This window comes from Pseudoalteromonas sp. D15MCD-2, from assembly GCF_038562745.1.
In the GTDB taxonomy this organism is placed as follows: Bacteria; Pseudomonadota; Gammaproteobacteria; order Enterobacterales; family Alteromonadaceae; genus Pseudoalteromonas.
This window is the reverse complement of the sequence record NZ_JBCFQE010000002.1, coordinates 849419-864484: the sequence shown is the minus strand read 5'-3', so window position 1 is coordinate 864484 and position 15066 is coordinate 849419. Positions and strand designations below refer to the sequence as shown.

14 protein-coding genes are annotated in these 15066 nt (G+C 40.9%); 3 read left to right on the top strand and 11 right to left on the bottom strand.

The window, feature by feature from the left end; translation table 11 throughout:
- Positions 1 to 15 precede the first annotated feature (15 nt).
- The 3 genes from AADY36_RS20625 to AADY36_RS20615 form a co-directional block, all read right to left on the bottom strand.
- Positions 16 to 897, bottom strand: coding sequence for a DMT family transporter (locus AADY36_RS20625; protein ID WP_342409631.1), 882 nt, complete (start codon positions 895 to 897; stop codon positions 16 to 18).
- Positions 898 to 1047: 150 nt separating this feature from the next.
- Positions 1048 to 2619, bottom strand: coding sequence for a PepSY-associated TM helix domain-containing protein (locus AADY36_RS20620; RefSeq protein ID WP_342409630.1), 1572 nt, complete (start codon positions 2617 to 2619; stop codon positions 1048 to 1050).
- The gene (locus tag AADY36_RS20615) at positions 2616 to 2906 is read right to left on the bottom strand and encodes a hypothetical protein (RefSeq protein WP_054562490.1); all 291 of its coding nucleotides are present in this window, start codon (positions 2904 to 2906) and stop codon (positions 2616 to 2618) included. Before AADY36_RS20615 ends, AADY36_RS20620 begins: the two co-directional genes overlap by 4 nt.
- Before the next feature lie 444 nt (positions 2907 to 3350).
- Between AADY36_RS20615 and AADY36_RS20610 the strand changes: the two genes are divergently transcribed.
- The gene (locus tag AADY36_RS20610) at positions 3351 to 5366 is read left to right on the top strand and encodes a TonB-dependent receptor (protein ID WP_342409661.1); all 2016 of its coding nucleotides are present in this window, start codon (positions 3351 to 3353) and stop codon (positions 5364 to 5366) included.
- Between the two features lie 32 nt (positions 5367 to 5398).
- Here AADY36_RS20610 and AADY36_RS20605 read toward each other — a convergent pair whose 3' ends face one another.
- From AADY36_RS20605 to AADY36_RS20570, 8 genes are all read right to left on the bottom strand, one after another.
- Positions 5399 to 7075, bottom strand: a complete 1677-nt coding sequence (locus AADY36_RS20605) for a methyl-accepting chemotaxis protein (RefSeq protein WP_342409629.1) — start codon at positions 7073 to 7075, stop codon at positions 5399 to 5401.
- 160 nt (positions 7076 to 7235) lie between these two features.
- Entirely contained in the window at positions 7236 to 8222 is a 987-nt protein-coding gene (locus AADY36_RS20600) for a Gfo/Idh/MocA family protein (RefSeq protein ID WP_054562488.1), read from the bottom strand.
- Positions 8223 to 8224: 2 nt separating this feature from the next.
- The gene (locus tag AADY36_RS20595; RefSeq protein ID WP_054562487.1) at positions 8225 to 9025 is read right to left on the bottom strand and encodes a class I SAM-dependent methyltransferase; all 801 of its coding nucleotides are present in this window, start codon (positions 9023 to 9025) and stop codon (positions 8225 to 8227) included.
- A gap of 4 nt (positions 9026 to 9029) precedes the next feature.
- Complete coding sequence (locus tag AADY36_RS20590) at positions 9030 to 9401, bottom strand: hypothetical protein (RefSeq protein WP_054562486.1); 372 nt, start codon at positions 9399 to 9401, stop codon at positions 9030 to 9032.
- 54 nt (positions 9402 to 9455) lie between these two features.
- Complete coding sequence (locus tag AADY36_RS20585) at positions 9456 to 9875, bottom strand: DUF3429 domain-containing protein (protein ID WP_054562485.1); 420 nt, start codon at positions 9873 to 9875, stop codon at positions 9456 to 9458.
- Positions 9876 to 10238: 363 nt separating this feature from the next.
- On the bottom strand, positions 10239 to 11774 hold the full coding sequence (locus AADY36_RS20580) for an AMP-binding protein (RefSeq protein WP_342409628.1): 1536 nt from the start codon (positions 11772 to 11774) through the stop codon (positions 10239 to 10241).
- 9 nt (positions 11775 to 11783) lie between these two features.
- On the bottom strand, positions 11784 to 12464 hold the full coding sequence (locus AADY36_RS20575) for an SDR family NAD(P)-dependent oxidoreductase (RefSeq protein WP_342409627.1): 681 nt from the start codon (positions 12462 to 12464) through the stop codon (positions 11784 to 11786).
- 97 nt (positions 12465 to 12561) lie between these two features.
- Entirely contained in the window at positions 12562 to 13581 is a 1020-nt protein-coding gene (locus AADY36_RS20570; protein ID WP_054562482.1) for an AraC family transcriptional regulator, read from the bottom strand.
- Positions 13582 to 13723: 142 nt separating this feature from the next.
- Between AADY36_RS20570 and AADY36_RS20565 the strand changes: the two genes are divergently transcribed.
- Together AADY36_RS20565 and ahpC are read left to right on the top strand one after the other, a co-directional pair.
- Entirely contained in the window at positions 13724 to 14227 is a 504-nt protein-coding gene (locus AADY36_RS20565) for a 2,4'-dihydroxyacetophenone dioxygenase family protein (protein ID WP_054562481.1), read from the top strand.
- 208 nt (positions 14228 to 14435) lie between these two features.
- A complete protein-coding gene (ahpC, locus tag AADY36_RS20560; RefSeq protein WP_054553958.1) occupies positions 14436 to 15005 on the top strand; it encodes an alkyl hydroperoxide reductase subunit C in 570 nt (189 codons plus the stop codon).
- The last annotated feature ends 61 nt before the right edge of the window (positions 15006 to 15066 follow it).

Below are 15066 nucleotides of genomic sequence, written 5' to 3'. Positions count from 1 at the left end.
ATTTAAAATGTTAAATCAGCTGTTTTTCTGACTTTTCTGATCTTCTGAATTACTCGACATCGAGCTGCCAACGGACGCGGTTATTACTAGTAAAATAGCTAACCATTGCCACACGCTTAAAAACTCACCTAGGATTATAAAGCCAGCTAATGCTGCAATCGCTGGCTCTAAACTCATCATAATGCTAAAGCCTTGCGCTGGCATATTACGTAGTGCCATCATTTCTAAGGTATAGGGTAGTGCACTTGACATGACTGCCACTAAAATACCGAGCGGTAATACTTCCCAACTCAATAGTGCAGCGCCTTGAGAAGCTGCGCCGTAAGGCACAAGTACAATCGCGGCGACGCTCATACCCATGGCAACGGTCATTCCGCCTGAGCCTTGGTTTCCAGTCTTTTTGCCAAACAATATATAAAACGCCCAACACGCTCCCGCCGCAAGGGCTAAAATAACACCTACAGGGTCAAGGCTGTCTTCGCCTTTCATATCTGGGAGCAATAAAATTATGCCAGCAATGGCGCAGGCTACCCAAAACAGGTCGCGTTTTTTACGTGACGAAAGAAGAGCAACCGCAAGGGGGCCAGTAAACTCTAGTGCTACACCTATCCCTAAAGGAATACGTTCAATCGCGTAATAAAACAGAATATTCATGCCTCCTAAACTCAAGCCATAAACGATGATCGGCATACGTTGCCCAATAGGCGGAAATGCGCGCCAAGGTTTAAACACAAGGCACAAAATAGCTGCTGAAAAGCCTAAGCGCAGTGCTGTGGTGCCTTCAGGGCCAATTAAAGGGAATAATTGCTTTGCAACAGAGGCTCCAGATTGAATGGTAACCATTGCGAGGAGCACGCAAATAACAGCAATAAAAAACGGTGGAATGGTGCGCTGCATCACTGTCCTTATGAAAGTTAATAGCTCAAGTTTGCGGCGATTCTACTGATGTTTTATTGGAGAAGAAATGTTTTTCGTTAAACGGACACAGATTTTCGATAAAGCAAAATTATGGGTATCAAATTGCTTTGATACCCATACTCAGAATGCTTAAGCTCGACTTGCTTGTTCAAAGGCTGGCATGATGTTTTGCGTGGTCTGTTTTTGTTGCTGGCGTTTGCCCATTTTAAAGAAAATAGCAGCAAATACAGCAGCGACAATGTCGACCATATAACTTGAGTAAAAGAGAGTGTTAACGTCACTTGAGGCAAGTTTTAAAAGTGTAGATAACACCATTAACGCACATAGGCTCGCTAGTATGTAAAAACCAGCAATGGTTGCCTTTTGTACAGGGTTTAAGAAGCTATATATCACAAAAACAAAAAAAGCTGCGTAATAACTGTATAGGGTTGCGTAGTTTGTGTTGCTCACAAGAGTAGGTAGCCATTTTGCAGCAAGGAGTGTGAAAGCGACAGCTATCATAGACCCTAAACAAATACCAATAGTGAGCCTAGCCATAAACAAGGTACTGCGTTTATTGGGATCTTTTTTAAAGCGTTTATCTATCCATAATAAGTTACCTGAATAGAATAAGAAGGCGCCTAGTAACCCCATAATAAAGTAGCCCCAACGACCCCAATCTCCACCATAGGTACCAAAATGGAGTGAGAAAATACTGGCAACCATGTTACCCCACACCGCATCTTCGCCTTGCGGGTAGCTTGAGTTAACCACTTCTAGCGTGTATGGGTTCATAAATAAGTAATCGGTATCCGGGCCACGTACTACCGCATTATTGTTACTCATCATAAACACCGCAGAAGGTGATGCTGAATTTAAATTACTATAGCGAATGTGGATTGGCTCATAGCCGGGGGCATAGCTTTTCGCTGCGAGTAATTGCTCATCAATACGTGGTAATTTCTCAATATGAAAACTTTGCGCGGCAGGTGTAGGGCGCTGAAACAATGGCTTACCATCATAAAATTGCGCTAAACCACCATAAATAAAATCATGAAACGCAAACACTACCACAGTAAATGCAATGACTAAGTGAAATGGTAAACTGGCGATACCGATAAGGTTATGGCTATCGAGCCAGAATCGACTAGGCCCTTTTTCTTTACGCAGTGCAAAAAAGGTTTTAACTAATGTCGGCAGTAAAATAATTACCCCAGAGACCAAAGCTAAAAAGTACAAAACACAGGCAATGCCAAGAATATAAACACCAGATTGGTCATGGCCAATTTCGCCTATAAAGCCTGCTGTACGGTGTAAATAATCAATTAAATCGGCAAGTTCGTTTTCGGTTTGTGCGCTGACGTTTAATGTGCCATCAGCATTTAGGTGTGCGAAGTTAAGTTGTTTATCAAGCTCCATGCCTCGGGCATTGCCTTTGATATACCACGAAAGAGGTGCATCTTGGGTATGTAAATCAAGGTTAAAGCCTTTGGCAAGTTGCTCGCCTCGCTCATTAATCGCAGTATCTACCAGCGTTTGGTAGTCATAATTAGAGCTGGTGATTTTAGGAGCTTGAATAGGTGCTGCCCATTGCTGGATTTCATGCTTGAACATGGTCAAACTGCCCGCATAAAAACCAATAAACAGCACTAAACCTGCAATGATGCCTGTCCATGTGTGTACACCTTGATAGGTGCGAAGAATATCCGATCTTACTTTCATGATGCACTCCTTAGCATAAAAAACACCCCATAAAGCAGCACAGTTAAGCTGCCAAGCACAAGCCACGCTTGTTTTGCTGAGTTGAATAAATAACTAAAACTAAAAATGGTTAGCCAAACAGGCGTGATCATCCACATGTTAAATTGCACTTTATCGCGAGCATCAATGCCTCCTGGGCCATACCAAGCAAAAAAAGCAACGAAAATAAATGAGAGTGCCAGCCCTAAAAATACACCTGCTAGGGTTTTTCCTAACCAAGTCGGCTGGCGTTTAGATGAGCTTGTCATGAATTATCCTTTTCTTTGCAGCAGGCTAGTAAAAGGGATCAGCATCAACATTAGCATGATGCTAAAGATGATGAAGAACACGGTTGCCGTGGTTGAAAACTGTTGAAGGGCAAGTATTAGTGCGCAAACGGTTAACGTAATTGAAAGTAATCGCCATTGTTTTTTGATTGGTTTTTTTAAGAATCGCTGCTGCTTTCTGGTGCAGTAGAAAATACTGACAGCGAAAACGACAAGCAGGGTAACGGTAAAAATGAGCATAAGATTATAGTTGTAGTTGATGTTAAATCTTATTGTAAATGATAACTAAACTCAATTGCAATATTATTAAGCTTGTGTTAATTTCCTAGCGCTTTTCTATCAAACTTAATTTGTTTAATTCTAATAATCTCTTACGGGGAAAGGACATTGGCTACTGCATTTAAACTTAATTCACTCACCAAAGTTATGCTTGCATCATTACTTGTTACGCAAGGCTCAGCATGGGCTGACGACGACCAAAGCAGTCGAAAATCCATGGATACCATTGTTGTTACAGGTGAAAAAACAGAGAAGTCACTTAAAGAGACCATGTCGTCAGTGGCGGTTGTTGATAAGTCTTTACTAGAAAACGGCCAACTTGCTTCGATATCTGAAGCACTGTCAGAAATGGCGAACGTCGTTGTGTTAACGGGCTCGGTGCCAGATATGCGAGGCGTATCAGGTAATGGTGGTGCAACGGGTTTTAACTCATTTAGTGGTGGCTCAAAGGCTCGTGTTTCAACCTTGATTGATGGTGTTAGCCAACCGTTTGTAGCCGATTTAACCGGTGATACGGGGCTGTGGGATGTAGAGCAAATTGAAGTTTACCGAGGGCCGCAATCAACCAGTAATGGTCGTAACAGTATTGCGGGTGCTGTCTACATGACAACCAAAGCACCTACTCAAGAATTTGAAGGGGCAGTGCGCGTCGGTTATCGCAACCAAGATAGCTACCTAGATACTGCCGCAGTGGTATCAGGGGCGTTAGTTGAAGATGTATTAGCATTTCGGTTATCAACTCAGTATGTTGATGGCGAAACGTTTTCGAATCCACCGGTATACGAAACGAATCCAACTGATCGTGAATTAAACAAGTTAAATACCAGCAGCACACGCGCTAAATTACTTTACACACCAAATGAAGATCTTGCTGTACAGCTAACTTATTCAACTTACAGTGAAGAAGGTAATTCGGGTCGCAAATACTTTTTAGCGGATGAGCCATTTGATTATGAGCCGCTTTATCAACGTATTATGGATACTGAATCTGATACCACGCAAGTGAATGTTGATTACAAAATTAACGATGATTTCTCGTTAGATGTTTTAGTTGCTTACATGGATTACAAATGGGGCTTTGAGGCATACGAGCCACTTGAAAGCGCAGAATCTGACGTATCAATGGATGAGAGTAATATCACTGTAGATTCCAAACTTAACTTTGGTTTAAGCAATGATTTTTACTCAGGCTTTGTTGGTCTTGCTTACTTTGATCGTGACCAAGACTTTGAAAGTGTGGGAGCAACCAACTATTACGGCGACGATAGCAGTAAATCGACCGCTGTTTATGGTGAAACAAGCTTTAACCTAAGCCGCGAATTAACATTAACAGCGGGTCTGCGTATTGAGCGTGAAGAACAATTACGTAATTTCAATATGGCATTTCGTGGTGATATGCTCGTTGAGCAACTTGATAATTCACACACACTACGTTTACCAAAGCTTGCGATTCAATATGATATTAGTGACGAAACGACTTTATTTGCCAGTGCACGTCGTGGCTACAACGCGGGTGGTGGCGCACTCGATTTTACCGCTGAAGATTATTACTATTACGACGAAGAAACCGTTAATACCTATGAAGTAGGTTCGCGCAGCGTTTTAAATAATGGCGACATGAATATTAGTGCTAATGTGTTTTACAATAACTTCAACGGTTATCAAGCGCTAAGCTCTGAGCGTAAAATCACTAATATTGAAGATGCTCATAGCTATGGTTTAGAAGTAGAAGCCTACAGCATGCTGGGCGATCAGTGGCAGTTACATGGCGGTTTCGGTTTATTGAAAACTAAAATTGATGAATCATCAGCCTTTCCTGATGCCGTAGGCAATGATTTAAACTCTGCACCGGAGTTAACGGCAAGTTTAGGTCTGTCGCATTGGTTTACCGATAGTTTAAAAGTGAATTTAAGTGCCAATTATGTTGATGAATTTTATGGTGACTTAACAAACACAGAAGAGCGTGTTGCGGGTGATTACACTATTACGCGTTTATCGATAACTTATGATACTGAACAATGGTTGATAAGTGCCTTCATCAACAACGCCTTAGATGAAGAAGCATATACCTCACAAGAACCTGTCAGTGGTCGTTACCCACAAGGCTATGTGGCAGTGGTTAACCCGCAAACTATCGGTGCATCTGTTACTTATCGATTTTAAACTAATCGCTAGTCGCTGAGCTGGATCAGCGACTAGCTTAATTTAAAGCGATTAATTTGCCCGTTTAAGTTATTCGCCAAGTTAGCCAGCTTACTCGATGAGTCCGAAATGCTTTGCGTTTGTTGCTGCGACTTTCGACTGGTATCTTGTACTTCGTTTAAGCGCTGGGCGATTTCTTCGGTCACTTGAGATTGCTGCTCAGATGCAGAAGCTATGGTCATATTGGCATCAGAAATGGCTTTTGCTTGTACGCTAATTTCATCGAGCATAAGGCCCACTTTTTCTGAGTTTATCACCGCTTCTTTAATTTGATTATCGCTAGAGCGTATCCTCTGCGTTACAGCATTGGTTGCAGATTGCAATGAGTCAATTTTATCTTGGATCTCAAGAGTAGAGCTTTGTGTGCGACTAGCTAAAGTTCTTACCTCATCAGCTACAACGGCAAAACCTCGGCCTTGTTCACCTGCTCTTGCAGCTTCGATTGCGGCATTGAGTGCCAATAAATTAGTTTGTTCGGCTATATTACTGATAACACTTAAAATAACCGTGACTTCATTTACTGATGCTTCTAATTGGTTAAGGTCTGTTAGTGATTTGGTGAGTGTATCGGCCACTGACTCAACAGAGCTAACTCCTTGTTGTACAACCTGTAGACCTTCTTGGGTTTTCTGATTAGCTGCGGTGGCACTGCTTGCCGCTTCTGCACAGTTTTGAGAGACTTCTTTAACGGCCGTTGAGTTTTCATAGACTGAGCTTGAAATCACCTCAATCGCTTGGCTTTGAATATCATTTAGCGTTTTAGCTTGCTGTGAAATTTCATCTAGGCTTTTTGCTGCCACTTGCGCTTGCTCTGATTGATCATGTATTTCTTTAAGTAGCTGAGATAGCTTATCAACCATAATATTAAAGCTGCTCGCAAGCTGGCCTATTTCGTCATCAGCTTTGTGATCAATATAACAAGATAAATCACCTTCAGAGATACGCTTTGCTTCATCAATTAAGGCATGAGTTGCTTTAATCACTTTTTTCTCTAATTGCCAGTAACACACTATCAAGGTAGCAATAATTGTCAGGACTAAAGCTGTGCTAATTAAACTTAGAGTGACCACACGGTCGTGATTGCTTTTAACATCCGCAGCACTTTTTTCCTCGATTGAACTTAAAAATGCTTTTACGGGTTGCTGAATTTTCTCAACTTCGGCCATGTAAGCATCGTTGGTTAAAAGCGTAATAGCTTGTACCCATCTTTTGTGCTCGCTTGTGGTTAAGTTATTTGTATCACGGCCAAGTAAATCATTGACTAAGCTAAACGCTCTTTCTTCTGTTTCAACTAGTTTGAGTGATAAGTCGTTGGATTTTTGCAAGAGAGCTAAATCATCAGCAGCCACATTAAAGGCCTTTAAACGCTGCACATAGCTTTTCTTTTCGCCATTTAGCCAAGCTGCTTTACCTTGAATTTGGTTAACAAGCTCTTGGTATTCTTCTTTATAGCGGTTTTCTAAGGTTACAACATGTTGACGAGCAAGTTCTGTAAGGTGAATCGAATTTGAAGATGAAAACTTAGCAAGGTGACTTAGCTCATAGCGCTGTTGAGCCGACTCCATACTTTCATCTTGGCCTGATTGCAAAAATAGAATAATGAGGAGTAGACCTGCTGCAAGGGTAATAGTTGCTGCAAAAACGGATCTGAGTAAAAAGCGAATAGTCAAAATATTACCCTTCTCATTGAAAGTAAATATTATTAACCATAGTACAAAAATCTAATTTCAATAAAAATTACAAGTAAGTTAATTAGAGGTCGTCATTTAAGCTTGTATGAAGGGGGCTAAAAATAACAAGGGCAGTGTCAACTGCCCTTGAATATTAAATTTATTGGTCGGCGGGGTACACAACGCCAAGTTGGCTTCGCGCCTCATCGAGCACTGCCATAACTTGTTTTGACAGTGTATGAGTATTAACTGATGACTCAATTTGTCCGGCATTCGCTGCTTGAATAAAGTGGTTTACTTCATGGCGCATAAAGTGTTCATCAAATGGCTCAGAGAGTTCTTCAACCGTGCCATCGTTACCGATATATTGCATACGCTTTAATAAAGAGACTGCTTCGATACGAATACGGCCTTTTTCACCTTGGATCTCAGTAAAATTATCGCCTTGCGAGATTTTCGAATAGCTGATCACCGCTTGCTTATCTGCGTAATTTAATAATACATCGCCAGCGCCATCAACGCCGGTCTCAAGTAACACGCCGCTGGCTTTTACACTCTGAGGCGCGCCCCATAATCCGAGCAAAATATACAGCGGATAGATACCTAAATCGACTAATGCACCGTTAGCAAATTCTGGCAAGAAAGTATTTGGTCGCTCGCCATTTTTATATTTATCGTAACGTGATGAGTACTGACTATATTGACCAATATATTTGCGGGGTGTGCCAATCTTTGCAATTGCATTTTTTAAGCGTGCGAAGTTTGGTAAATGGGTGGTCATCATCGCTTCCATGTATAAGCGTTGATGTGTTTTGGCCGCCTGAATGATGGCCTCTAGTTCTTTACTATTAGCAGCCGAAGGCTTTTCACCTAAAACATGTTTACCGGCTTTTAAACACATTACAGCATAGTCTTTGTGTAAGCTATTTGGCGCAGCAATGTAGACGGCATCGACTAATGGGTCTTCGCATACTTGCTCAATATTGGTAAACACCTTAGCCTTTTGAGCATCGTGCTTTGCAAGGAAAGCCTCGCCTGTTTGCTGCTCTCGAGAGCACACACCATATAAGGAGAATTGTTCAATTTGTTTAGCTGCACTCAGTAGTGTATCGCTTATAAAATTGGTACCTACAATCACAAAGTTCATGGTTACTCCTCGTTGTTTTGTGCAAGCCATGCTTGCCAATCCTGTTCAAACTTTTCCATTTGTTTATGTTTTTTGCTTAACAAATGTTTGTCTTCATCTTCTTGTGCCATATAAGGGCCTACTCGGCATAATGCACAGTGTTTATCACCTAAATAAGCGGGTAAAGTCAGCTTTTCAGTAATGCTATTGTCAGTTTTTTCGCTAAATACATAGGTAATGCCACTGGTGTCTTTAACGTGTTTATCGCGATCAACATTGCGAATTTTATAGCCTGGGAATAAATTAATATCGAATGGCATTTGCCCTAGATATTGGCAAGTCAGCCCTTGATTTAAGCTGCCTTCAATATTCCATTCGCGGTATGGTTTTACATCTTTAGAGGTGATGTAGCAGAGCATCGGGCCGTTTTTATCTAATGCGAACTGGCTTGCGTAGTCTAGGTAGCGATGCAACAAAGCACGGTTTAAAACATTCATACCACCTTGTTGGGTATGTGCTTTAAATGCAGCTTCACCTTTAAACGCTGGTATAAGTGGAAATTGAAAAATAACCACATCGAAATAGGCGCCATCTAAGCGCTGCCACGAGTCTGGCTTTGTGACATCAAACTCGGTGAGTGTTTCAATGTTAAGTTGTTGCAAGACGCTAAGTGCATTGTCGGCATATTTTTGTTCTATGGTGTTTGCATCATCATAAGTTGAAGCAACAAGCTTGGCAGGTTTTATATAACGAGCAACAGAGTGTGAAAATGATAAATCACCATCGCCAACCGTTAATATGCGCCAACTAGGGTCTAAAAACATGTTGCTATTTGCCTTGTGCTGGCGTTGTTTCTTGCGCGATTTCAGGGCAAAGGGCTAAGCGAGTTTTAAGCCCTTCAATGGCTATTTGCTTAAAGATTAAGTTAAAACTAATCAATACGGCAATAACGATATGAATAGGACCATGGGTAAAACCCGCGTCTGTGTCAAAAAGCATTAAGCCGAATAACAAGAACATGGTAGCTAAAAATATTTCAATCAACTGATTAGAATATAGCTTTAAATTGCCTTGGTTTTTATGATCTTTTTTAATGTGAATCGCACAAAAAAACGGGATCACTTTTATTTTAAAGTGAGCGTTTTTTTCTACGTAATTTTCGCCAAGGTGGTCTAGTTTAGCGCGCAGTTGATCTATCATAGCAAGTCCTTAAAAAACTGAGCCGCGGATGTTACCGCAAACGCAAGAAAAGGGCTACTCAGGATAGATATTCATGCCAATTACAAATATGTGGCATACAAACACCACTGACGTTAAAACAAAACGCATTTTTTGATAATCAACGTGATAGGTTTGCCACTGCGGTGAGCTTTTTTCAAATAACAGCACTAACCAAAAACTTGCTGCGAGCCAAGCCAGTGTCCAAGTTGCTGGTAAAAAGCTTAAAAAGCCAATCGGTAAGATAGGAATAATCGCTTTTATAGCATCAGCATGCGTTTGCTGTCCTGCATGCCATAAATTGCCAGCCATAAAGGCTAAAATAGCGATGCTATAAAAAGTGAAAAAGTCTAAATTGACGGCATTACTTCCTGCAATAAGTGGCCAACCTACGCAGCCTAAAAATGGTAGTAAACCTAAGTAACCAAGTTGAATGTGATTAATAAACTTTTCCATAATGACCTTTAAACCGCTTAAATTAAAAAGCAAATAGGGCGTGTTGACCTTTGTAGATTGAAATTTGTTCACTCTAGGGGCGATTTAATCGCGGCGCGAGATTTGTAACCTAGTGGGCTAAGTAAAAACCGAGCAACAAAGAGTTAATCGCCCCTAGGAAGAACCCGAAGGGCAGCGCGTGTTTGGCATTGATGCTGCGTTATCGCCTATTTATGTGGAACAACCACACTACATAGGCTCTGCCTTGCCTAAATACCAAACACACTGCTGCAAAATTAATCATAAAAGGTTAACACGCCCTAACGGCATGCTTTTATCTTTTAACTATTTTATACCAGTTAGGCGGCTAAAACGATCGCTTTATTATTGGCGTAACTCTCGACGTAGAATTTTGCCAACCGTCGATTTAGGCAATTGTTCCATAAAAATGATTGATTTAGGCACTTTATAAGCACTTAAGTTTTCGCGGCAATAGTCACTCACCTGTTGCTCATCAATCTGCTCTTTTAAAGTAATGTAGGCACAGACACGCTCACCGGTTTTTTCATCTTTTGCACCAATAACAGCTGCTTCGCAGATAGCTGGGTGCTGACAAAGTACGTTTTCAACTTCGTTAGGGTACACGTTAAAGCCAGAAACAATAATCATGTCTTTTAAACGGTCTACAATTTTGTAATTACCACTTGGTAGTTTTAGACCCACATCACCGGTTTTGAAAAAACCTCGCTTCATACATTTGTCGGTTTCATCTTGGCGTTGCCAATAACCCATCATCACCTGCGGGCCTTTAACAACAATTTCGCCAGACTCACCGTCAGCAACAGGCTCGTCGTTTTCATCCCAAATTTCCACAGTGGTGTTTGAGAGTGGGCGGCCAATACTACCAATTTCTTCTTTTTTAAAGTCGTTTAAGGTTGCAACAGGCGAGGTTTCTGATAAGCCATAGCCTTCTGTAATTGTACAACCTGTGGTGGTCATCCACGCATCAGCTGCAGCATGTGTTAAAGCTGCGCCCCCTGAGACGGTCATTTTTAAGTTTGAAAAATTCAGTGCCCTGAACCCTGGGTGCATACACAAGCCAATAAATAAGGTGTTAATCCCTGAAAAGTAATTAATCTCAAATGGTTCGATTTGCTTAACTAACGCATCTAAATCACGAGGATTTGGGATCAGTACGTTAAATTGCCCCATGGCAAATAGGCCAACCATATTCACTGTAAAGGCGTAAATATGATAAAGCGGAAGCGGGCAAATACCCGTTTCTTGACCGGGCTTTAAAATATCGTCAAAGCGCTCATTCATTTGCTCGGCATTGGCTAAAATGTTGCCATGACTAAGCATCGCAGCTTTGGCAACCCCTGTGGTACCGCCGGTGTATTGTAAAACAGCAATATCGTCACGACTTGCTTGATGAGCATCAAGAGGGGCGAGTCTTTCACCTTGGCGAATGAGTTCGTTTAACGAAAATTGACCCTCTTGCAATGTTGGCTCAGCAACAGCCGCTGCAACAATAACGGTATTGATCGAGGTATCATTGATAACCGTTGCTAATTTATCGGCAAGAGCATCAAGAATAACAATGGCTTTCACATCTGCATCATTAAACTGGTGTAGCATTTCACGAGCAGTATAAAGCGGGTTGGTATTGACTACGATTAAACCAGCACGAATTGCTGCATAGGTAACGACAGGGTAATCAACAACATTAGGTAGTTGAATGGCTATTCTGTCTCCAGCAACAAGACCACTTTGTTGTTGAAACCACTGTGCCAAATAGCGAGACTGTTGTTCAACTTGGGCATAGCTGAGTGTTTTACCTGCACTGTTATAGGCAGGAAGGTCGGCATAAGTCTGACAAGTATGCTCTATTAATTGCGTGAGGTTATCATGTGTGTTCATGGGGATTCCTTAGCGTGTTGTTCTTATTAATTGTTGTTTAATGAGGCGATCCATCACAGAACCCATTATCCAATTCGGTAAGTAACGACTCATGATATAGGTTAGTTTAGATTGTAAGCCTAGGATCACCATTAATTTTTGTTTATCCAAGCTGCGCAAAATGTGTTGTGCAGTATTGGCTGGGTTTGTTATGGCTTTAGATGTTTTGCTTGCGCAAATTAAGCTGATTTTTATGTTATTTGGCTTAAATTTCTTGCGTAGCTTTTTGGCTAAAATCAAAGCGTTTGGCTCTGGCGTAAATTTAGTTGCATCAATAAGGGGGGATGTAATTACTAGGTGGCCGTTCATGCTTAAGTGTGGCGTTATTAGTGTTGCAAAGTGCTGACAAGCAATACTATTTTCTTTACTTAGTTGCACATTGGTAATGCAGCTAAAAATGGCTAAATCTGGTTTGCCTATCGCTGCGATTGCATTATTTACTTGAGTTTGCAGCGTTTCAGTATCGCAGATATGCGTAGCAAAAAACTCAATGTATTGGTAATCATCAGCAAGAACACTTAACGATTGTTTTGTTTGTTCGTTGAAATGTAAATCGAATAACGCAACATCGTCACCACGGCTAATATATTGCTTTGCCAATTCGAACCCAATGCCACTGTTGGCACCGGTAATAAACACTCTTCTTAACATTGCACGACCACTAATTAGCGAAACTAGCTAGTCAATATATATAAATTGTTAACAGAAAACTTAGCTTTAAACGACCCGTTTTTAACTTTTTACGCCATTAACTCGAGTGTGTCTTACGATAATCTTTTGGTGGAATGCCATACCAGCGCTTAAAAGCGCGAGTAAACTCGCTGTAATTAGAAAAGCTTAAGATATCTGAGATGTTCGATAAACTGAGGCTAGATTCTGTTAAATATTGGTGTGCTAGATTACAGCGTACATCATCGACTAATTCACGAAAGGTTGTGTCATGCTTTGTTAAGTGACGCTGCAAGCTACGAGCACTCATTGATAATTTTTCGGCTATGAGGTTTACGCCAAACTCTTCGTGGAGTAAGTATTGCTTGATCAGTACTTCAACATGATCTGCAATGTTTTCACGTTTTGTGTCTTGAAGCTGCCCAAGCTGCTGGCTAAGTATAGAAAACAATTGCTTATCTGAGTTCTTAATAGGGAGTTTTAGGTATTTTCTCTCAAATACAATTGCGGTTTGTGCACAGTTAAATACTGGAATTTGGCCTAGCGCTTGGCGATAAACACTTTGGTTGTCATCGCAGCTATGGGGCAGCTCCAAACGAGACAACTTTATTTGATCATCGGTTAACTGCTTTAACAAATTGACCCCAACGCTTAAGGCTAAGTCAGCAGCATGGTAAACACTCACCTTTAAGCTAGTGCGAACTAAAAAAGATAGCTTTATATAGTCTTGGTCTACTTCAAGGAGTAAATCAGCACTATTTTGATGTACATGATAGTACTTAGTTAAGTTCTTTAGTGCCATTTCAAGGGTGTCGCAATTACCCATCAAATAACCAAGAGATCCTAAGATATTTAAGCTTTGCCACCGCCCTAACTCTAGCCCGAAATAGGGCAGGTTTAATTCTTTCGCGGTGAGTTCTAAAAGCTGAATGAGTTGCTGATACTGCACAAAGTTATTGGCATCTTGTAATTGTTTTCTGTCTAAACCAACGCGCGATAATAGTGCGTCAGGGTTCACCAATTTACTTTCGATCAGTTCAATATAGCCGTGTAGAGCAGATACTCTAATAAGATCAGGTGCTTGTGTTAAACGGGGCATAGTGTGCTCTTTTTTAGTGCGCTGGCGTAAAAAGTAAAAAAAATTGCGTGAAAAGTAAAGTAATACAAGTCATTAAAGTTTAACAATGTATTAACTGGAGCAATGAGTCGTTTTACAAATACTTAGAAAAGAGGGCACACACATGGCATTACCAGATATTATTAATCATCAAGATTTCTTACTGACTATTCATACAAATGATGAAAAGCTGATTAAAAACGCCTTACCAGGGGTACACATTTATCCACTCATGCTGGATTCAGAGAATGGGGTATGGGTATTACGTGTTTTATTTGAGCCAGGTACGGTTTTGCCAAAGCACTTTCATACTGGTGTTGTACATTTATATACCTTGGCGGGCAGCTGGCACTACACAGAATACCCAGACGATTTACAAGTGGCTGGTAGCTATTTGTTTGAGCCAGGCGGTTCGATTCATCAATTTCAAGTACCAGCAGACAACACTGAAGTGACCGATACCTTTATGGTTGTTATGGGGTCTAACATTAACTTTGACCCAGATGGTAACTATATGAACATTATGGATGCAGGTTGGATTGAGCAAGTGATGTTAGCAGCTGCAAAAGAGCAAGGAATTGAGCCTAACTACATTAAACCAAAGAGTTTATACGGTTTTAGTAAGTAATTTTGTTCCCTGAAGTGAAAGCCCTTTGTTACATAAGTAATTGAGGGCTTTGTAGTTTTTGGTATTTCCATTCTTTCAATCTAAAAAACAAATCGATTTAATCTAAACAATCAATTTTATTTTGATCGCTCAGACCTCTATTGTATTAATCAAGCAGACGCAAGGCTGCGTTAATTAAACATTTTTAAATACATCAATGAGGAATACTATGAGCACTTCATTAATTAACACAAAACTACAACCATTCAATGCAACAGCTTACCACAACGGTGACTTTGTAGAACTAACAGAAAAAGACGTGCTAGGTAAGTGGTCAATCTTCTTCTTCTACCCAGCAGATTTCACTTTCGTATGTCCTACAGAGCTAGGTGATGTTGCTGATTACTACGAGCAACTTCAAGAAATGGGCGTTGAAGTTTACTCAGTATCTACTGACACACACTTCACTCACAAAGCATGGCACGATACGTCTGACACAATTGGTAAAATCAAATTCCCAATGATTGGTGACCCGACAGGTCGTATTACTCGTAACTTCGGTGTGATGATTGAAGACGAAGGCCTTGCTCTTCGCGGTACATTCGTAATGAACCCTGAAGGCGAAATCAAAGTAATCGAAACTCACGATTTAGGTATCGGCCGTAGCGCGAAAGAGTTAGTACGTAAAGTACAAGCTGCACAGTACATTGCTAACCACGACGGTGAAGTATGTCCTGCATCATGGCAGCCAGGTGAAGAGACACTTGCTCCTTCACTAGACCTAGTTGGCAAAATCTAATTTGCCACTGCATTAAACGATAGCAAAGCTTGGCTTTGCTATCTCAATGCAACCCTAATTG